Here is an 18,872-nt window from a genome sequence, read left to right on the forward strand (position 1 = left end):
ATTATTTTTTAACCGGCATCAATAATATTCGTGTTATTTGCTGAGGTAGCGACGTTGTAATCCTCGCGGCTTGCCACCAAAAAGTTTTTACCGATTTTCATCGAGTCCGTCTTATTCATCGCGAACTTACCGCCGCCGACTATGGTATTCCCGTCAAACCGGCAGCCAACAGCCGTTTTATTGCCAGCGTCAACCGATCCGTGAGAGCCGCCAACTTTAGCATTTTTTGCAGAAATGAACGTGTTGCCCTCAATATTCGTGCCAAGGTTTGACGGCAATGATGTATCAGGAGCGCCGTATGCCCACGTTCCAAGAGCTAACGGGGTGTTCCCACGTGTATTCGCAGTAGGCTGGCCCTCGTACTGCATGCGGACATTATTACCCCGTACGTTATTAAGGCCGGAATAACCCAGGGTTGGGGAAAGAGGATTTCCACTGGAATCGGCACCATTGACCACTGAACCGCCTAGCACTGACGCTATTTGCAGACCAGTTTCAAGACATAAGACATTGTTATTGTCAACATTGTTGCCCCAGCACGAACCCCAAAGAGAAATACCAACGCAGCCGTTTCTGATAATGTTGTCACCGATTACGTTGTCCATAATGCCATACGTAATCAGCATCTTATCTCCGGTCGCAGCTACTAAATCACCCATATTGCGCGGGATAGTAATGGTTGCCGTGTTTGCAGATGCCGACGCAGTGGACGATATTACTGGAGCGATGAATCCTGCAGCTGCGCCGGTCAGCATGATGACATAGCACTGCAATGCCCAAGTAGAATCGGCGGCAACTCCGCCTTTTAAGGTCGGCTCTTGGATCGTAATTGTTTGCTGATTTGTGCCTAGCGACACAGATTGCAAGGTCCCAATAGGTACATAGGGGTTTTCGGCGGCATCAGCTGATTCGTTGCCGTGCGTATCGAGTCCGATTGATTCCTCGCTGATGCCATACAACTCATTATCGGTGATGATATTGCCAACGATACCGCGGTTTTGACCAATAAAACCAAATGTCAGGAAATTGATCCCGCAAATAGTGGAGCGATTTGCCACTGTTCTGCCAGTGTACGTAGTGCCGTGGATGTTGCTGCCGTATACCTTATTTGACGCCACCGTGTTGAACTTGCCACCATAGAACCGGAAACCAGCTCCAGCCGGCGACAAGATGACATTGCCACGAAACTCTGATTTCTGTGTATTGAGGCCCATAATTGCCTCGCCACCGTTTTTCATCCTGTTGTTTGTGACTTTTGCGCCAGTGCATCCCTGTTCAAAATAAATAAATTTTTCGTAAGAAAGCGCGTTGCCGCTTAACAATCCGTCGAATCGCAACCTGTCAAACTCAGCCTCTGTTGCGTTAGCTTTTGCGTATAGAACTGTTTTAACTTTAGAGTCATTGATATTACTAGCAAACTTAACGCCTTGGATACCACACCGCGAGTTTAGCTTGATGCAGTTTGAAATGGTATTATTCCCATCCCATCGTATTGTCCCTGAGCCTGTTATCTTAGTATCAGCTGGCATTTCAAAATCGTCCAACACAAAATCAGCATCATGCCCTATCCTGGCCGCACCGTATTCTGTTAATGCGGCATATAACTTACTTTCGTTTTTGACCAGAGGCGCATCTATGATCCATTCCGATCCATCAGATATAGCCGGTGCGCCGTTAACGGTGCATAGCATTCTGCCCTTTGTCGGGGATGGCAAATCTTGTGCAGACTGATAATGACCGACCAATGCGCCGGCTATCCGTTGCTCATCGCCTAATCCATCATATGCATTTTGCACAGCGACATAATCGTCAGGCTGTGGCGTTGTGCTTATTGGGCGTAAATTAATGTCAGCCATAAATATTATCCTTAAATCAGCGCAACATGCGCGCCATGATTGGCAGTTTTAATTTCGGTCGGCAGGAACAGGGCAAATAGTTGCTGCACGGCTTTGGCGGATTCATCCAGCCAGTATTGTTCGGTTTCCGGGGCTTCTTTCGCGGCGTTTTCCGCGATTTCCCGGCGGTTCATGCTGTTGAATTGCGGTAATAGCTGCGCTTTGGCAAAGCTGTACACGGCATGGGTGTACTGCACCAAGGTTTGATCGGATCCGTTCAGCGGGCGCGGATGGGCGGCGATATACGCGTCCAGCGTGACATAGCCCAGGCCGATAATCGCCAGCTTTACCGCTTCCAAGTCCAGATTGACGTTGACCACGGCCAGCGTCAGTCCCCATTTGATCGTGTCGTCAGCATACTCCCCAGGCAACCGGTACTTGGTCATCAAATCCCCCAGCGACAGATCCGCCCAAAAGCCGTCGTTGGTAAACGGCGCTGCGGTGGTCAATGAGGGTTTACCGGTCAAACTCATGGGTGCATCCCGTTAAAATTAGTGCCTGGACTAACCACCTGTCGATAACATCATCAGAGCGTGAGTATCGAGCGATGACAGCCAGCCAGGGCTTGAGGAGTCGTTATTCCGCTAGCGTAAAATCAACGTAATATTTGTCGCCAGTTTTGAATTGTCCAAACAGTTCAGGGTTGGCAATGTTGATATTCAACTGCGCACCGGGCGAAAACTTAGCGTACGTGTTGTCTTCGTCGCTGCCATCTTCCGGATATTTGGATGCGGCAACAGCGTACATCGACAAGGTTTCCTGAACTTTTTTTGTTTTGTCGTCGTAAGCGAAATGCTCTTGAACGAATCCAACCTGCAGTTTTGCTCTCATTTTTGCCATGTTTGCTCTCAAGTTATTCGGCCTTATCGACCGCTTTCAATTTTGCTTGCGCGGTGGTCTTTAAACCTTTCACGCCGGCGCCTTCCGGATTAACCGCTTCGGCTTTCTCGCATAGGGCCAACACGGTCTGCCATTCCTCGCTGCGCTTTTTGTGCTTAGCTAAGATGACGTACATCTTGCTTTGCACCGGCGGCGCTAAGGACCAGGCATCGTTGTCGATGGTGGCCACCAAGGCGTCCAGATACGGGCTGGCCGATTGTGGCGGTTCGGTTTTTAACAAGGCCGCGGCCCAGTCGTAGACGGCATCACACACAAAGGTCGGGATGTCTCTGTCGAACTTAGGCGGCGACACATGCACGCCTTGTTTGATCAGGTGAAACGCCAGCTCCAAACCGCGCTCTATGTCTAACGTATCGAATAGCCAGACCATCACCCGCACCGCTACGCTGTTCGGGTAGTTATCGCCGTTGTCCATGTAGGCTTTCACAAAACCCCAGTAGGTTTCGATCATGCGTTGTTTGGCAACGGCTTTTTCCGCCAGATCCTTGATAGGCGACAGATTGGCAATGTCGGCATCCATGGCGGCCTGGTAGTGAGCCAGATCGCCATGAACTACCTCACCCGGCGCCGACTCGGGTTCTCTTGGCTGGTATGGGGGCTCAACCGCTTTGACCGCTTGCAGCTTTCTAACCGGATCGGGGCTTGGTTCGGCAACCGCAGGCTTAAGGCCGCGCGCGGCGGCCTCAAGTTGCTGTTGTTTGATTGCGGCTATTTTGCTCATGATTAAACCAGGGTGATGCCTTCAACCATGGCGGTGGCAAACTCTTCTTGCACCACATAGGCCAGGTTCATGGAGTTAAACTCGCGCACCTCGTCTTTCGCCGGCCAATCTTGTTGGGTGCGGCGAATGCTGCTGTCTTGGTAATAAACGGCCAAGTTGCTCAGCGGGGTGATGACGATGGTGCTGTTCGGGAAAAACGGTGGGCTGAAGGTTGGCAGGCCGCCAAAATCGTTCGTTACCACGCCATTGATCAGCACTTTCTCACTGGGTGTATTGCCGTGGGTTTCATAAAACTTATCCATGGCATTAACCAGCAGGTTATCACCCACCAAAGCTACCAAGTCGCCCCGGTTTCTAAATGCCGCCGATACGACTTGTTTAATGTCGTGAATCGCTTCACTCAAGTTTTTGTAGGTACCAGTCGCGCCAATCGACACGCCAGATCCCACATGTTGCGAAGTGCTGTTGAACGTGCGGATTTTTTCCAGCCAGCCGATGTTTAAATCTTGCAGGTTGGGGTTGGTGCCGATGTTGGTACCCGCTGCGGCCGATGTGCCGTACCAGCCAGTCACCAGCATGTCATTCACAATCGCCTCACGAACGATTTGCATGTACAAGGCTTCAAAGTTTTGGAATTTTGCCCAGGCGTCTATGTCGGCATACGACAGCGCCACGTCAAAGTTGGTTTGTTTGACGGCCCAGTCTTGGTTGTCTTGTTGATTCAACCGTTTCGGTACCCGCTCGCCTGAGCTGGTATTCGTACGGCTGGCCACGCGACCTGTTAAACCCAAAATGACCTTTTGCCCGGTTGTGTCACTGACCGGAATCATCGGCAAGCTGGAAAAGAAAGGGTTAGCCAGCTGTATGGCTTTTGGCTGTAAAGATTGTTGCAGCGGCACAGTGGCGGCATACAACGAATCGGCCAGCACGTTACGTTTCAGGTTTTGGAAAAACTGAACGGCTTGCTCGGATGTCGGATTGAAATGCTGGCCTAAACGTGGGTCAGATGCACTTACGCCAAAAGCGGCGGCGGTGGCGGCAAACAAGGCATTTAAGCGTTGTTTGCCCAGTGTTGATAGTGGCTGGCTCATGATCGTTCCTTATTAAAAATTTCCGTTAGATGTATTGGCTGTTAGCGTCGCCGTTTGCGCCGAAATGCTCGCCGCCTTCGGTGCCTGGCTGTTCCTTCAACGCGTCATTCAGCGTGGTTTGCAGCTTGGCAAACTCTGCTTTCAGCTCATCCAGTTCAGTTTTTTCCGCTGATTGATTGCCGGCCGCTTGCAAGGCGTTGAACTTGGCTTGCAGCTCTTCGTGGCTTTTTTGCAGCGCGGCAAATTGCGCGGCCAGGTCGTCGGGTTTGGGGTCAGGTTGTTTGTCGGCGGTTTCCAATTTGGCAAACTTTGCTGCCAAGGCCGCTACGTCCGTGCTTAATTTTTCCAATGCGGCTTTGTCTGCCATGTCTGCATCCTCGGGTTTTTGGTTCGTGAAAAGGGCTTTGATTTGATCGAGCAGCGAAGCCGGCGCTTGATCAGTGAATGTTTTGGTTTCCGATTCAATGAATCCAGATAGGATCATTCCAGCGGCTTGGGCATGTTTATTAAACTTGATCTCACTGGTACCAAGGCTGGCAGGTTCATCCGTCGCGCCAAGACCGGTCAGATAAGCTTTGCCTGACTTGGCAAAATCAAACGTGATCTCCATGCTGGTAAACAGCCGTCTGTCGTATTTGTTGTCGAGTTGATAAGAGGTATTAGGCGATAACACAGCCCATAATTCGCGCCGCCCATCGACGCCGGTAGTGGCTTTCAATGATTCAACAGAACCATAATTCATGTAGCGCATGTGATCAGGCCAAATCAACGCTTTGAAGGTTTTTTCAGGATCGTAGGTTTCGGCCATTTCATCGATCCATACTGGATCAATCACTCGACCGTCTGACGTTGGCCCAGAAACTCCTATGCGCTTGTAATCGGTTGTTAACACTCTGCCTGTCATCTTTCGCACTCAAAAATAGGTGAACTTTGCGACAGATTAACGAATTTCCATAACGAAACAACCGGCGGTAATCCTGGCTTTACCTAATTGATTGATATAGGAATTTTTAGAAAACTGCGAAGGGGTTTGGGCTGAAAAAACACCTGATAATGAGTGTAAATCCATTATCGGCCCACTGATGACAAGACGCTACTCGCCGGAAATGCAGCAAACAGCTAAACAGCTGTACGTTCGCGGCTACACCATTTTAGAAATTGAGCGAGAAACGGGGGTTAATGCCCGCACGCTCTACAACTGGCGCGACGACAACGCCTGGGATACGTTTTGCCCGCCGGATACCATCGAGACCGCCATCGCCCGCCGTATCAATATCCTGGCCGAACGCGAGCAAAAAACCGCTGAAGAACTGGCCGAATTTACCGCGCTAACCAAAAACTTCGGAAATCTCAAAATAGAGCTGGCTAAGGCCAAGTTGATAGAAGCCCAAGCAAACGCCCTGGCCAGTGGCAGATCGTTTAATGTCGGCGTTCCTGGTGAGGCGGTATTTTTCGACCCCCAGGGACGGGGGGAGTGCGGCGGCGTGTCTGGAACACGCGCCGCCAGACACAACAATGAAGAAAAAACTGAGAAGCGGAAGAAAAAAGCCCCGAAAAACGATATATCCGGCATCACGCCGGAAATGTTGGACGATGCCAGGCGCAATCATCTCTTCAAAGATACAAACGAAAAAGGCGAAGAGGTTTGGCGAGGCGTATTCGATTATCAAGAGCTCTGGTACGAACACCGCAATGATCGTATTCGATTAATCCTGAAAAGCCGGCAGATAGGCGCGACGGCGTATTTCGCTTTCGAGGCGCTCGATAGATCTATTCGGACTGCTGAAAATTGTATTTTCTTATCCGCAAGCCGCGATCAAGCTGAGGTTTTCAAAGCCTACATCATCGCCTATGCCAAAAATTGCTTCGACGTCGAGTTGAAAGGGCAGGGCGTCATCATCCTATCCAACGGCGCCGAGCTGCGCTTTTTGTCCACCAACAGCAACACCGCCCAGTCCTACCACGGCCATCTGTATATCGATGAAGTGTTCTGGATACCCAATTACAAAAAGCTAAACAAAGTGTCCAGCGGCATGGCCTCGCACAAAAAGTGGCGGATTACCAAGTTCAGCACGCCGTCAGCGATCAGCCACGAGGCTTACGCGGAATGGTCCGGCGAGATGTACAACCAACGCCGCGCCGACAACAACAAAGCCGAGTTCGACATCAGCCACAAAGGCCTGAAAGACGGTGCTTACGGCCCAGACAAGAAATGGCGGAACATGGTGACGGTGGAAGACGCCGAGGCGCAAGGCTGCGACCTGTTTGATATTGAGCAGCTGAAAGACGAATTCAGCGAAGACGATTTCGCCAACTTGTATATGTGCAAGTTCATCGACGACAGCCAAAGCATTTTCAAGCTGTCCAAGTTGCTGGAATGTACCGTCGACGTGGACCAATGGCCGGACTACAAACCGGAAGCCGCGCGGCCGTTTGCCAACAAGCCTGTGGCCTTGGGTTACGACCCCAGCCGCACCCGAGACAACGCCAGTTTGGCGGCGCTGGCCATCCCGTTGATACCCGGCGAAGCCTGGCGCGTGCTGCGCACCGACAGCTACCACGGGCAAAACTTTCAATACCAATCTAACCGCATCAAGGACGTGCGCGACACGCACAACGTGCAATTCATCGGCATCGATACCACCGGCATTGGGCATGGCGTGTTCGAGCTGGTGCAGGTCTGGTACCCGGCAGTCACGCCCATCCACTACAGCATGGAGATGAAAACCAAGCTGGTGGTGAAGGCCTTGGACGTGATCGAAAACAACCGCCTGAAATACAAAGCCGGCGACCACGAAATAACCCGGGCCTTTTTGATGATCAGCAAAACCACCACCGGCAGCGGCCAGATTACCTATGCCAGCAACCGCAGCACCGAAGCCGGCCACGCCGACGTGGCTTGGTCGATTATGCACGCTTTGCAATACGAACCCATAGACAACAACGCGCGGAAATCCACCGCGACCTTTAGCAACTGAGGACGCCATGATCGAGAAATTGAAGACTTTTTTTAATACCGCGCCGCCGGCAACCGGTAAAACCATGGCCTTTTCCTTTGGCGAACCCGAGTCGGTACTGAATAACCGCTTGACCGACTACCTGGGCGTTGTCATGGATGGCAGCGGCGACTATTACCGGCCGCCCGTGGATCTATCCGGACTGGCCAGCTTGATGAATGCCAACGCCTACCACGGTCCGATTCTGCACTTTAAAGCCAATATGATTGCCAAGTGGTTTGTCCGCTCCAACTTGCTGGACACTGTGACCTTGCGCCGCTTGGCCCTGGATTACGCGGTATTCGGCAACGCTTACCCGCAACTGTTCTTTAATCGCTTTGGGCGAGTGGTGCGAATTGGTTGGTTGCCGGCGATCAGCATGCGGCCCACCAAACGGCCCGATGTGTTCGTCAAACTGAAAGACTCCACGGCTACCGACTACGCGCAAAAGGCCTTTATCGAGTTTAAACCCGGCGAAGTGTTGCACCTGAAAGAGCCGGAGGTGAAGCAGGGCATCTTCGGTTTACCGCAATACCTGGGCGGCGTGCAATCGGTACTGCTTAGCGAAGACGCGACGCTATTCCGCCGCAAGTTCTACATCAACGGCGCGCATATGGGTTACATCCTGGTGACCACAGACGCCAATTTTGACGACGAAACCGCCAAAGCTCTCGAGAAGCAAGTGTCCAATTCAAAAGGCCCCGGCAACTTCCGCAGCCTGTACCTCAACATCGCCCGCTCGAACAACAAAGAGCCGGTGAAAATCATCCCGGTCGGCAACATCGGCAGCAAAGACGAATTTCAGGCCATGAAAGAAGTCACCGAAATGGAAATGCTCAGCATGCACCGTGTCTACCCTGGATTGGTGGCCATCATGCCGGCCAACATCGGCGGCTTTGGTGACTTGCAGAAAAGCATGGAGGTTTATCACGAACTGGAAATTACCGCCATGCAGCAAGTGTTTCTGGCGCTTAACGAAATGCTGGGCATCCAGGCCGTGCAATTCCGCGATCCGGACTGGAAAAAGGCGGCAGCATGAGCGCGCATTACAGCCACGGCACCGGCACTATCCGCTTTTATCCGGAAGGCAAAAGCTATGCAAACCGCGACGACTTCGACGGCGTTGTTTCGGTCAAATGGCTGGACGATAAAACCGCCCTGCTGGAAGCGGCGCTGGGGAATGAAGGCGGCAAGCGCCTGAAAGCGGCCATCGAGCAACTAATCCCCTACGGCGCCCAACGCATTCGCATGAAGCGGGCCAAAGGCCATCGCGCGCCAAAGGCCTGGAAAATCATCGAGACCGACGACCTGGAAAACACCTGGGAGCTGGTGTTATGAAACGCAAACCCATTTTGCACGCCCTGGGCTTTATCGGGTTTTGTGCGGCAATCGCCCTGGCCTATCTCTACTTTTATCTGCTCATGCAAACCGCGCTACTCGGCTGGGAACCAGCCATCAATCGATTTTTACACCCGCAACTAGGATACTTATGAAAATCATCGTCGAATTTATGCTCAACCTATCCGGCGCGCTGCTGTTGTTGATCAACAAAGCCATCCAGCTTTGGCAACGCTACCAAGACCCGTTAACCGCCATCCGCCACAAAGCTAAATTGTTAGTGTGTATCGGCAAATGGCTGCTGTTTTTGCCGGTGCATATTCTGTTGGTACCGGCCCGCTACATTTGCGCGCCTATCGCCGTGCGCTGGTTCCGGACCGATAACAAACTGCAACTTAAAAATCCCTTTAAATGGCTGATGACCATCGACAACCCGCTATCCGGCGACAGCGGCTGGCAGCTGGAACACATCAAACCGGGCAGCGATCCGCTTAGTTTTTGGAACTGCATGCTGTGGCTGTTTCGAAACGGCGGCAACTGGGTTAACTACTGGCTGCTGGGCATTGCCAACGACCGGGACTTTGTTATCTGGCACTATCTAAAGCAAAACAAGCATAGCGTATGGGTCAGGCCTGACGGGCATTGGATGATAAGAGCCTATATCCCATTCCCGGACGCGAAGATCTTTGACAATGGCCGCCTGTGCTGGCTGCCGACCGTGCGTTACCTCAACCTGTTTATCGGCTGGTCCTTGTTCGGCGCGATTGAAAACCGCAACAAGATGACCTGCACCGTGCGGATTAAAGACGAGAAGCCGGCATGATGAATGTGATTATTCGCTATGCGGTGCTGGTAGGGGTGATTCTGTTGATTATTGCGCTGGGCTTGGCGGAGTTGCCGGGCCTGCTGGCTAGACAATGGCAAAAGTAACTGCCTTTTGCTTGGCGCTGTTGCTGGCAGCTTGCACCCCGGTGACGGTGATACAGATCACGCCGCGTAAAGACCTGAAACACCCGGTACCGCCGCCGAAGGGTTGGATTTGGGAGGCAAAAGCGTAGGGTGGGCACGGCACCCGTGCCCACCGTTTAATGCCTAAGCCTTTGCCTCAAACCCCACCGTTTTAAACATCCCGCGCACATCGTCAAGAATTGCCTTTTCCCGCTCGATAATCGGGTCGATGATGTACGACAGTTCCGATAGACAAATCGCATTGGCACCGGGTACTTGGCCGTTGAGCAGGCCGGTGACGCAGCGCAGGGCGGTGATCTCGTTCTCCAGTTCCTCCATGCGGTCCATGATCTGGCTTCTTAGGCCGGCGAGTGTCGCGCTCATTGGGCACCTTCCAACAATACCGCCGCCGCACCTTCCTTAAACAAATCCGACTGCTTGTAGTCCTTGCCCAGCAATTGCAGGTCCGGCATTTTTCGGCCGACCAGATTACACAGGTCGCGCAGTTCGCCGGCCAGCAGCTTGAACAACATGGCGTCCTTGGTTTCGGTCAGGCGGGTGGTGATTTCGACGATCTGTTTGGAATAGGCCAGACGGTCGCGGCCATCAATGGTGCCGAAGAAGCCGTTTTTGCGTAGTTGCGGCAACACCTCTTCGCAAACCCAGTTGGCGAAGGCTTAAGCTTTGGGTTTGTTGGAGCGGAAGATTAGTTTGTAGACGGCGGGTTCGTTGATAAAAATCGTCTCTCTTTCGCCTTTTATGGTCTCGTAATACGAGACCATAACCCAGGGTTCCGGTATGGACCTGAGCGTATTTCCGCTTCCTGTCCACGTAATTTCGAGCGCGTCACAGACGTCCTTAGCCTTAAACCAGACGTCGCCATTTTCATCGACGGCGGTTCCAACGAATTGTTCGGCAAATTGAAAGCCGTTTGCGAGTGTTTTGAATTCAGACATGATGTCACCTAATAGTTTAGTAGTTTGCTTGCCAATGTGATGGCAGGCGGGACTCAACTACAGCTATTAGACTGCCGGACGTATTCCCCGAAGGTATTTTATTTCGTCCTGTCATCCCGCCCATTGCAGGGATACGACCGAAACGGATTTCGGGCGTATAAAAACGCTGGGCATAAAAAAACCGCCAGGCTTTCGGGTGCGGATAGGCCGCTAATAGATTGTAGTAAATCCAGATTAGTCCCGAAAAAACCTTTTGTCAACAAGCATTTGACGGCGTGACTTCACACCTAAAAATGGGTGTAAAAACTTGGTGTTTCACCTATTTTAGGCTGAATTTAATTGGCGAATATCCAAGACATCCGCCAAAATCATTAAATCAATACACAATTATGAGACATCGGTGTTTTAGCTATATCACCTTTCCCTGTGCAAACCAGATTTACTTTCATGCCCGATTTAAGTTTTGCGATGCTGGCTATTGAATCTTTATCGAATGAAAACTGAGGTTCCATAAACTGATTAACACCGCCTTTTAAGGTTAGGTAAGGGTTTCCAAATATGTCGGTATTAATGGCCGATATGACTCCTGAAACCTTGAACTTCTTATCTTTAAATTTCTGATCGGCCGCCACGCTGTTTTCATTGTATGCATACGCTAGATCATTAGCGCTATAAGCGGGTAACGATGCCATCTCTTGTATTGCCTGTTCCTGTTTTTGTTTGGCATCGGCCACATTCTGTTCCTGCCGTCTGCTTTCATCCGCGGCTTTTTCTTCAGGAGTCTTATTCGACTCGATTACGCTACCCAATATGACCAGGCCAATAACGGCTGCAAATGCGATACCAACAGTCCATTTGATGAATTTGAACATTTTTTCTCCTCGGTAATGAATGAAATAGGGATTAACCTTATTAAAAATTACACTAGTTAAATTCATCATTCAACAAGTCGCGAACGATGCGCTTCACGTTATTCAGCACATCCTATTGGCTGAAATTGATGCTAAACACCTGAATTAAGGTGTTATTTGTTACAATATCGCAAAAACTTGAGGAGGTTTTTGCATGTTGGTGGAATGTCCAAATTGCTTGGGTAAAGGCCGGATCACATCGCGGAACAAGCTGTCGACCAATGTGGTCGATCTGTATTGCCAGTGCATGAATACCCGCGAGTGCGGCGCGTCGTGGGTGGAAACCAAAGCCTTTAAAAACTACCTCAATCCCCCGCTCAACAGCACCCAGCGCATGGCCGCGCATTTGCTGGGTACCCTCACTAAAGCCCAGCGCCTGGAACTGTTGCAGGGCGATTTGTTTCATTGATGATCAAAGTTATATTTCAGTTCGCTTTGACAATATAAGAACTGCCTCCAATTCAGCTTTGCAGCGCTTAACCGCCAATCCTGCCGATTGTTTTATTCCCACGGCATCACTCTCGGCATTCGCTGAATTAGTAGTGCAGCATAAAGCCGAACCCCTAACTCCCCATGATTTTATAAGTTCATCTAATGCATAAATTAATTCTTCATTCATAGTCATTCCTGGATATTTTCTAATTTATAAGGCGACCAGTTCGGGTCGCTTTCCAACATCGCTAACGTGTAGTAATGGATCTGCGCGAATTGCTTGCCGCGCGCTTCCGCTTGCAGGCATAGCAAGCGATAAAACAATTCGACGTGGGCGTTCATCATCAGAATGGCACGTCGGGATCAAAACATTCACATGATGAATCGCGCTTGCCGCAGCATGTGCATTTCCGTTCACCAAACAACAACCGGGCGAATTTTGCCCATAAGGTAATCATTAATGCGTTGGGTGTCGTGCAACGGGTGTACTTAAAAAACATTTTGTTTTCGTCATAAAGCACTTCAATGCCTTCATATTCTTTTTCGCAGTGGTCACAGATATAAATATCGTAATGAGGATTGCAGTCGGTATGAACTAGTCTTGGTTTGTGCCCGAAATACCAACAATGCAATTTTTTCAAATAACGTTTCATCGCCTGCACCCTCTCCGTTCCCACTTGTCCTTAGCCTTGGCCGCCGCGACGGTTTGCCATTGCATGTTGTACGGTGCGTCGGCGCCGCCGCAGGCTAAGGCGCGGATGTGGTCGATTATGTAGCCGGGGCAGGCGCCTTTGCTGCGGCCGGTGGATGGGCAGGGCTGCATGGTTTTGAATTGCGCTTTGGCGGCCTGGCTGCGCTGGGTTCTGGCCTGGGCGGTGGGGACTAGGCACAGGCATAGCGTAATAATGAGCAGTTTTTTCATTGTTTATCCAGTGAGTTGAAAATCCGGCGTTCGATGACGAACGAGACCGGCAGAAAGTGGTTTTCGTCGCGGTCTTTGATCTGCTCGGGATCAAACAACTGCGCGTTGCCGGTATCCTCGGCCAGGCCGTAGCTGGTGGCAGTATCTTCCAGGTCTTTCAGGCGCGCGCCGTAGCGGTTGAAGTAACGAATGATGTAATCGCCGGTTTTGACGGGTTTGTAGGGCATGGGGTTTACTCCGCAGTTGATGGTAAAGCCATGCCTTTATCGGCTTTGGCATTTTGCCTAGCTTGCCAATGCTCCGCAGGCAGGGAGGTAATGCGGTCGAACTCCTTGCGCTCTTCGTGCTCGGCATTGATGTTGAGATGTTGGGCTAAGGCCAGCAGCGAGACGCCGGCCTGGCCGATTTCTTGCGCAACATTGCCAGCGGGCCTGGCGAAGACATATTCGACCATATTGATCACTTCTTCATCTTCCATACCAACCGCTTGCGCCAGTTCGATGGCTTCTTCCAGGAAGCGGCGGATGCGTTCGCCGGTGACGTTGGCGGTTTCCTCGCCGAAGGTGTTAATGGCCCATTGCAATATGGAGGTTTGGCGTGACATGCGATTTTGCAATTTGTTGATTGCTTCCAGCCATTCATGCAACTTCAAAATGTCGTGTTTTGCATCAGCCAAAGCATAATAAATTGCGCCTTTTGACATACTCGACATTCCAACAGGGTCGCTTTTGCGCCATGTGTCTATTGATCTATTTAATGTTTTAGCCATTATTTTCTCCTCAATTAAAAATCAAACCTTAAACCGCCAAACCCGCAACTACGTGCTGCGAACTTTTGGAACATCAGGTACGTATCCTTGTGGCAATCCAGGGATAGGGTCTCCTTTAAACGGTCCCATCGGCCATATTTCAACGCTTCCAGTCCACATATCTGCGATAGAGACGAATACCCATAGGCCACTTAGTTCTTTTAACTCTTCGGCAAAATAGCGATGACAATTAAATCTAACGTAGCTGCCTTTATGTATCTGGCGCCAACCATTGCAGGTATATCCATCAGGACATTTACCGTCCGCATCATCCGGTCGTCTGCTTTTAACTCCTGGGAATTCGCATCTAGAATATGCACTTCGTATACGCTTATCTTTTTCGGAAATAGGGGTTTCAAATTCTTTCATAAATTCTTTTTCGCATTTCCAATGAGCTTCTCTTACCGTGTGATATCCCTCATGGGCATATACCGGCTTTTTGCAATATGTGCAGGACGGATAGACTTCATAAATTGTTATATCAGCCATGGATGTCATATTTTTCCTTAAAAAATCAAACCTTAAACCGCCAAACCCTAACCGACCGGCCCTCGATCCTGGATCGAATCACCTCATTGCCCAGGTATTGGCGTTTGCGGCTGGTGACTAGCCAGCGGCGTAAATCTTTGCTGTCGATGGTTTCCAGTTTGCGGTCGGCGCAGACGGCGCGGAAGTGTTCCAGGTTGACCGCAATTTCCTGCTCCGGGTGGCTGGCGTGGTTCAGCAGGTGTTGCATGCTGACGGTACCGGGAATATCGTCGTCGGCTTCCGGCGGTTTGGCGCGGCTGTTCAGGTAATCGAACAAGGCCCAGAACTGCTGAACAATCGGGTGGTCTTCGTTCAGCGAGGATTGACGCTCCACGGCCATGTCAACCAAGGTGGCATGCACCTTAGCCACTGCGGCGTCGGTGATGGGCGCGGCCAGTTTCAGGCAGTCGGCAAAGGCCATGATCTTGGCGTGGTTCTCTACGATGCGTTGCAGTTTGATGCCGGGGTTTTGTTGCAGGGTAAGCCGGTGTTTTTTAAACGACTCGGTGAACTGTTTCATCACCGCTTCGGCTTTAGCCACGCTGTGCAGTAAAAAGCCGCTGACGGCGTCCACGTCCAGCATGTTCAGGCGGTCTGATGCGTGTTTGCCGTCCATGCTGTGGTGGGATCGGTCGAAAGTTAAATGACAAATCCGGGTCATGATTGCTTCCGATGCTACGACAGGCACGTTTTGCACGATCATCAGGCCGCTTTTAAACGTGGGTTTGCGGGTGCTGTTGTCTTGGGTTTTTTGGCCGGTGACGCGGCCGAATTCGCCGTCGAACAGGTCTTTTTGTTCGTCCCAGTTAAATTGTTTTTGGTGGCGGTCTTCCGCAAGTTTTTCGTTATCGGTTTCGTTAAATACCACGGGTAAATTCGACACTTCCGCCATTTTGCGAGTACGGCCGGCCAGGGTGGAGCTGTTGGGGTTGAAGGACTCGCCTTCACGGCCCAGCAGTTTCCACAGAAAATCGACCATGTCGGACTTACCGGAACCGGCCTCGCCGACCACTTCCAGGAAGGGGTAGGACCGGTGGTTGTCGCGCACCTGTTCCACGAACAAGCAACCGAACCACCAAGCCAGTGTCACCAGCCCACGCACGCCAAAGGCGGTTTGGTAGTCGTTAAGCCAATCCACTGGGGCTTTGGTAGACAGTTTTTGTTTGATGTCGACGGTGGTTTTGATGCCGCCTTGCTTTAACTGGAAAAACGACTCTTTATTGACTTGCAAAATTTTGCCGCCTTGTACCGCAAAATCAGGAAACACATAAGCGCCAGTAGCGCGGTCATATCCAACGTAATCCAGCGTGGTGACAATCTTAGGTATCTTTCCCATCCAATACTTATAGAGGTAGTCCAGATCTGGACCGGTGCCGGTGAACTGGGCGCCTGGGGCTTTTTGCATCGCGGCTTTTTTAAAGTCGCCAGCCGCGCCAAAGGTTTTTCCCGGAAACGGCAGTTGTATTTCCGGAGCGTGGTTCTGGAAGTTGAAGCGGAAAAAGTATTGGCCATCTTCGCCGTTCTCCGGTTGTTGAAAGTACAGAAAATCCATCCTAAAAGTGGCAATGGGTTTGATCTGGCTGGCGTGGGTAAACGCCCGGTCTTCCGCTTTGAGTGGGTCGTGTTCATGCTCTTTGGTACAGGCTTTTTCATATTCGTTGGGGTCAATCTTGAATGAATAGGTGCTGTTGCCGAAGGTGAACACAAAGTAGGTTTTGCGGGGGTCGTATTCCCACATCACCTGGGCGCGCTTGATGTAGTTTTGCGCCAGTTCGATATCGCCTAAGTGGTGATATTCGGCAAAGTCCGCGTCGGTGAGTTTTTTGAGTTTGTGCAGGTCGTTCCAGTCGGCTTTTTCTTCGGTTTCGCTGCTGATCGCCGCGCCGACGGTTTCTTTTAAAGCCCGCAGCTTTTCCGCATGCTTTTGCAGGCAACGGCGGCCGGTGGCGTCGTTGTCCAGGGCAATGATCCACTTCACATCCCGGCCCAGGTGCGGCTTGATGGCTTCCGACGGGAAAGTACCGGACGACATGATCGCGCAGGCTTTACGGCCATTGAGGTTTAAGGCGATAGCGTCGAGGATGCCTTCGCACAGATACACATGGTCGCCGGGATTGATCACCAAGCCGGGCGGTTGCCACCACAAGCCCTTGAACGCGCCTTTAAAGTTTTTATTGCGGGTTTCTTTGCTGCCGTCTTCGTCGGTGAGGGTGACGTCGTCGATCAGGCGTTCCCACATCACTTCGTGTTTGTCGTCCAGGTAAAACTTGACGGTGGCGGTGCCTTTGTCGGCGTGGGGGTGCCAGTATTTGCCTTGGCTGTACCAGCCTTTGATTTTATCCAGGTCAAAGCCGCGAATCATCGCCAAATAGGCGTCTGCAGTTTGGTTGGGGTTCTCGGGCGTGGCCGGGTATTTTTTGTTGAGGTTTTCGAACAGATCCGGGAACAGGTCTTTGCTGGTCGCGGTATAGCCGCCCAAGTTTGGTCCAAGGCAATTGGTTGTGCGGTTGCATTGGATAACGCCAGGCGAGGCCACCCAGGTCCACAGGGTTTTTTTACCGCATGAAGGGCAAACGCCTTCGCGCAGGTGTTCACCGCGATGCTTCATGTTGTATGGCGGCGCTTGTAGGCGGGCGATGATTTTGGGGTTGATGCGGTCGATCATGCAACGACCTCGCGCACATCGGCGGCGACTTCATTTGGTACGTAGTTACACTCGATCAGACTCTTGGCCACCGGCGGGCAAACGCTATTGCCGACCATGCGCACCTGGGCGGTTTTGGTGATGCGTTCGCCGTGGGCGCCGGTTTCGAAGATATAGTCGTCCGGAAAGCCTTGCGCTTTGTACAGCTCGGCGGGTGTCAGCATGCGCAGGCCTATATCGGCAATCACATACTCTTCGCCGGCTATGGTTACCGTCACCAAGCCCATTCTGGCTTTGCTGGTGACAGTGTGCACCGGGTCGTTTAAGTCGGTGCCGATTGCGGTGCCGTAGTATTTGACCAGGAAGGCGCGGATTTCGCCGACGTGGCCGCCGCCGGCGGTCAGGGTTGGCACGGGTTGTTCCACATCCTGTCCGAATTGGTTATTGCGCAGTTTGACTAAATGGCTGGTGACCAATCCGGCAGGCACGCCGCTGGCGGTAACGGTATTTAGCGGTTCCTCGATGTCGCGGACGCCGTGGCTGAAGCGTTTGCCGCCCGCTTTGCCTTCGCCGTGTCCCATGTGGACTAGGTTGGCGGTGACTAGCGAGTGATGGTCTATCGATGTGACGGTGCCGACTGGTTGTTCTAGTTCGCTGCCGACGACGCCGGTGTAATGCTTAGCCAGAAATGCGGTAACCAGGGCATGGTGACCACCAGTAGCTATGGTCCGTAACGGATCGACCACTCCGCTTCCAGGATGACCCGTGGTGTTGACAACAATGGCAGGAATAACCTTGACCGTAGCCAATGCAAAGCGATTTTCAGTAGTTTGGGTCGGCAGCGGTGCATCTAAATCAGCGGTTCTATCGTCACCATCGCGCTTGGCGGAATAGTATTGAACGATAAACGGCTTCGGATTTTCCAGCACGTAGCGCACGATGCCCTTGGCGATCCGCCGGCAAGTAGCGTCGGCCAAAGGCTTTTTGCGTTCGAATATCGACGGACATGGCAAGGTAAAGTCGATACATTCCGCAGCGGTTCGCCAGGGTTTCAAACTATCCGGAGCTAAACCATCTGCATTGGGCTTAGCGTGTGTGGGCTTGGGCCAGACGATGGGCTGTCCATCGCAACGGGCAACTACAAATAAACGTTTGCGGGTGGTTGGGGCGCCGAAGTCGCAGGCACGTAACTCTTTATGTTCTACCGTATAGCCTAATTGGCGTAATTGCTCTATCCAGATCGAAAAGGTTTGGCCTTTGCGCTGTGGGCAGGGTTTGTTATCGGCGCCAAGCGGCCCCCAGGTTTGAAACTCTTCGACGTTTTCCAGGCAGATGACACGCGGCCGCACGGATCGAGCCCATTTGATTACTACCCAGGCCAATGAACGAATCCGCTTATCAACCGGCTTGCCGCCTTTGGCCTTGGAAAAGTGTTTGCAATCCGGACTGGCCCACAACAGACCGACCGGGCGGCCTTGTGTTGCCGCCATAGGGTCGACCTCGAATACGTCGGAACAAAAATGCGTTGCACCGGGATGGTTCTTGGTATGTACGCTGACTGCTTCCGGATCGTGATTGATGGCAATATCGACTTCTCGGCCCAATGCCAACTTGATGCCGGTTGAAGCGCCGCCACCGCCGGCGAATAGATCGACGATGATTGCTGTTCAGTAACAGCGGGGCATTGGCGGCCAGATATTCGTCGGCGCGTTTAATCACTCTATCCACTTGGGCTATGGCCAGCGTGAGCGACAGGGCTGCGGCACTGTGGGCGGGGTGGGT

Annotated in this window: 26 protein-coding genes; 6 read left to right on the top strand and 20 right to left on the bottom strand. The window is 51.8% G+C overall.

Annotated elements, in window-relative coordinates; genetic code table 11:
• Positions 1 to 8 precede the first annotated feature (8 nt).
• The 6 genes from JWZ98_RS03175 to JWZ98_RS03200 all read right to left on the bottom strand — a co-directional run bounded on the left by JWZ98_RS03175 (position 9) and on the right by JWZ98_RS03200 (position 5,511).
• The gene (locus JWZ98_RS03175; RefSeq protein WP_205453217.1) at positions 9 to 1,856 is read right to left on the bottom strand and encodes a hypothetical protein; all 1,848 of its coding nucleotides are present in this window, start codon (positions 1,854 to 1,856) and stop codon (positions 9 to 11) included.
• Positions 1,857 to 1,867: 11 nt separating this feature from the next.
• Positions 1,868 to 2,368 carry a head completion/stabilization protein gene (locus JWZ98_RS03180; RefSeq protein WP_205453219.1) on the bottom strand — a complete coding sequence of 167 codons (501 nt, stop codon included), beginning with the start codon at positions 2,366 to 2,368 and terminating at the stop codon, positions 1,868 to 1,870.
• Between the two features lie 103 nt (positions 2,369 to 2,471).
• Entirely contained in the window at positions 2,472 to 2,735 is a 264-nt protein-coding gene (locus JWZ98_RS03185) for a hypothetical protein (RefSeq protein WP_205453221.1), read from the bottom strand.
• A 13-nt stretch (positions 2,736 to 2,748) separates the two neighbouring features.
• Positions 2,749 to 3,516 carry a phage terminase small subunit gene (gene gpM / locus JWZ98_RS03190; protein WP_205453223.1) on the bottom strand — a complete coding sequence of 256 codons (768 nt, stop codon included), beginning with the start codon at positions 3,514 to 3,516 and terminating at the stop codon, positions 2,749 to 2,751.
• A 2-nt stretch (positions 3,517 to 3,518) separates the two neighbouring features.
• Positions 3,519 to 4,607: a P2 family phage major capsid protein gene (locus tag JWZ98_RS03195; RefSeq protein WP_205453225.1), complete on the bottom strand. Its 1,089-nt coding sequence runs from the start codon at positions 4,605 to 4,607 to the stop codon at positions 3,519 to 3,521.
• A gap of 25 nt (positions 4,608 to 4,632) precedes the next feature.
• Positions 4,633 to 5,511 (bottom strand): GPO family capsid scaffolding protein, encoded by an 879-nt coding sequence (locus tag JWZ98_RS03200; RefSeq protein ID WP_205453227.1) that lies wholly within the window; start codon positions 5,509 to 5,511, stop codon positions 4,633 to 4,635.
• A gap of 178 nt (positions 5,512 to 5,689) precedes the next feature.
• On the opposite strand from JWZ98_RS03200, the gene JWZ98_RS03205 reads away from it, so the two are divergent.
• The 6 genes from JWZ98_RS03205 (at position 5,690) to JWZ98_RS03230 (ending at position 9,999) form a co-directional block, all read left to right on the top strand.
• The gene (locus JWZ98_RS03205; RefSeq protein WP_205453228.1) at positions 5,690 to 7,585 is read left to right on the top strand and encodes a terminase family protein; all 1,896 of its coding nucleotides are present in this window, start codon (positions 5,690 to 5,692) and stop codon (positions 7,583 to 7,585) included.
• Positions 7,586 to 7,592: 7 nt separating this feature from the next.
• On the top strand, positions 7,593 to 8,642 hold the full coding sequence (locus JWZ98_RS03210) for a phage portal protein (protein WP_205453229.1): 1,050 nt from the start codon (positions 7,593 to 7,595) through the stop codon (positions 8,640 to 8,642).
• Complete coding sequence (locus JWZ98_RS03215; protein ID WP_205453230.1) at positions 8,639 to 8,941, top strand: hypothetical protein; 303 nt, start codon at positions 8,639 to 8,641, stop codon at positions 8,939 to 8,941. The genes JWZ98_RS03210 and JWZ98_RS03215 overlap by 4 nt, the downstream gene beginning before the upstream one ends.
• The gene (locus JWZ98_RS03220) at positions 8,938 to 9,096 is read left to right on the top strand and encodes a hypothetical protein (RefSeq protein ID WP_205453231.1); all 159 of its coding nucleotides are present in this window, start codon (positions 8,938 to 8,940) and stop codon (positions 9,094 to 9,096) included. Before JWZ98_RS03215 ends, JWZ98_RS03220 begins: the two co-directional genes overlap by 4 nt.
• Complete coding sequence (locus JWZ98_RS03225; RefSeq protein ID WP_205453232.1) at positions 9,093 to 9,764, top strand: hypothetical protein; 672 nt, start codon at positions 9,093 to 9,095, stop codon at positions 9,762 to 9,764. The genes JWZ98_RS03220 and JWZ98_RS03225 overlap by 4 nt, the downstream gene beginning before the upstream one ends.
• 94 nt (positions 9,765 to 9,858) lie before the next feature.
• Positions 9,859 to 9,999: a hypothetical protein gene (locus JWZ98_RS03230; protein WP_205453233.1), complete on the top strand. Its 141-nt coding sequence runs from the start codon at positions 9,859 to 9,861 to the stop codon at positions 9,997 to 9,999.
• Between the two features lie 34 nt (positions 10,000 to 10,033).
• Here the strand turns inward: JWZ98_RS03230 and JWZ98_RS03235 are convergent, their stop codons facing one another.
• The 14 genes from JWZ98_RS03235 to JWZ98_RS03300 form a co-directional block, all read right to left on the bottom strand.
• Positions 10,034 to 10,273, bottom strand: a complete 240-nt coding sequence (locus tag JWZ98_RS03235) for a hypothetical protein (protein ID WP_205453234.1) — start codon at positions 10,271 to 10,273, stop codon at positions 10,034 to 10,036.
• Positions 10,270 to 10,539 (bottom strand): hypothetical protein, encoded by a 270-nt coding sequence (locus tag JWZ98_RS03240; protein WP_205453235.1) that lies wholly within the window; start codon positions 10,537 to 10,539, stop codon positions 10,270 to 10,272. The genes JWZ98_RS03235 and JWZ98_RS03240 overlap by 4 nt, the downstream gene beginning before the upstream one ends.
• 27 nt (positions 10,540 to 10,566) lie before the next feature.
• A complete protein-coding gene (locus JWZ98_RS03245) occupies positions 10,567 to 10,845 on the bottom strand; it encodes a Bro-N domain-containing protein (RefSeq protein WP_205453236.1) in 279 nt (92 codons plus the stop codon).
• A 371-nt stretch (positions 10,846 to 11,216) separates the two neighbouring features.
• Positions 11,217 to 11,717, bottom strand: a complete 501-nt coding sequence (locus JWZ98_RS03250; protein WP_205453238.1) for a hypothetical protein — start codon at positions 11,715 to 11,717, stop codon at positions 11,217 to 11,219.
• Positions 11,718 to 11,829: 112 nt separating this feature from the next.
• Positions 11,830 to 12,162, bottom strand: a complete 333-nt coding sequence (locus tag JWZ98_RS23125) for a hypothetical protein (protein ID WP_240348192.1) — start codon at positions 12,160 to 12,162, stop codon at positions 11,830 to 11,832.
• Positions 12,163 to 12,174: 12 nt separating this feature from the next.
• Positions 12,175 to 12,375: a hypothetical protein gene (locus JWZ98_RS03260; RefSeq protein WP_205453240.1), complete on the bottom strand. Its 201-nt coding sequence runs from the start codon at positions 12,373 to 12,375 to the stop codon at positions 12,175 to 12,177.
• Positions 12,376 to 12,377: 2 nt separating this feature from the next.
• Positions 12,378 to 12,533 (bottom strand): hypothetical protein, encoded by a 156-nt coding sequence (locus tag JWZ98_RS03265; RefSeq protein WP_205453241.1) that lies wholly within the window; start codon positions 12,531 to 12,533, stop codon positions 12,378 to 12,380.
• Complete coding sequence (locus tag JWZ98_RS03270; RefSeq protein ID WP_205453242.1) at positions 12,533 to 12,841, bottom strand: hypothetical protein; 309 nt, start codon at positions 12,839 to 12,841, stop codon at positions 12,533 to 12,535. The genes JWZ98_RS03265 and JWZ98_RS03270 overlap by 1 nt, the downstream gene beginning before the upstream one ends.
• Complete coding sequence (locus JWZ98_RS03275; protein ID WP_205453243.1) at positions 12,838 to 13,110, bottom strand: hypothetical protein; 273 nt, start codon at positions 13,108 to 13,110, stop codon at positions 12,838 to 12,840. Before JWZ98_RS03275 ends, JWZ98_RS03270 begins: the two co-directional genes overlap by 4 nt.
• On the bottom strand, positions 13,107 to 13,337 hold the full coding sequence (locus JWZ98_RS03280) for a hypothetical protein (protein ID WP_205453244.1): 231 nt from the start codon (positions 13,335 to 13,337) through the stop codon (positions 13,107 to 13,109). Before JWZ98_RS03280 ends, JWZ98_RS03275 begins: the two co-directional genes overlap by 4 nt.
• 5 nt (positions 13,338 to 13,342) lie before the next feature.
• Positions 13,343 to 13,813, bottom strand: coding sequence for a hypothetical protein (locus tag JWZ98_RS03285; RefSeq protein ID WP_205453245.1), 471 nt, complete (start codon positions 13,811 to 13,813; stop codon positions 13,343 to 13,345).
• Between the two features lie 114 nt (positions 13,814 to 13,927).
• The gene (locus JWZ98_RS03290) at positions 13,928 to 14,416 is read right to left on the bottom strand and encodes a hypothetical protein (protein ID WP_205453246.1); all 489 of its coding nucleotides are present in this window, start codon (positions 14,414 to 14,416) and stop codon (positions 13,928 to 13,930) included.
• 16 nt (positions 14,417 to 14,432) lie between these two features.
• Positions 14,433 to 17,111, bottom strand: coding sequence for a toprim domain-containing protein (locus tag JWZ98_RS03295; protein ID WP_205453247.1), 2,679 nt, complete (start codon positions 17,109 to 17,111; stop codon positions 14,433 to 14,435).
• Positions 17,108 to 18,751, bottom strand: a complete 1,644-nt coding sequence (locus JWZ98_RS03300) for a DNA cytosine methyltransferase (RefSeq protein WP_346015196.1) — start codon at positions 18,749 to 18,751, stop codon at positions 17,108 to 17,110. The genes JWZ98_RS03295 and JWZ98_RS03300 overlap by 4 nt, the downstream gene beginning before the upstream one ends.
• Positions 18,752 to 18,872 lie beyond the last annotated feature (121 nt).

Origin of the sequence: Methylomonas sp. EFPC1 (genome assembly GCF_016925515.1) — a bacterium.
In the GTDB taxonomy this organism is placed as follows: domain Bacteria; phylum Pseudomonadota; class Gammaproteobacteria; order Methylococcales; family Methylomonadaceae; genus Methylomonas; species Methylomonas defluvii.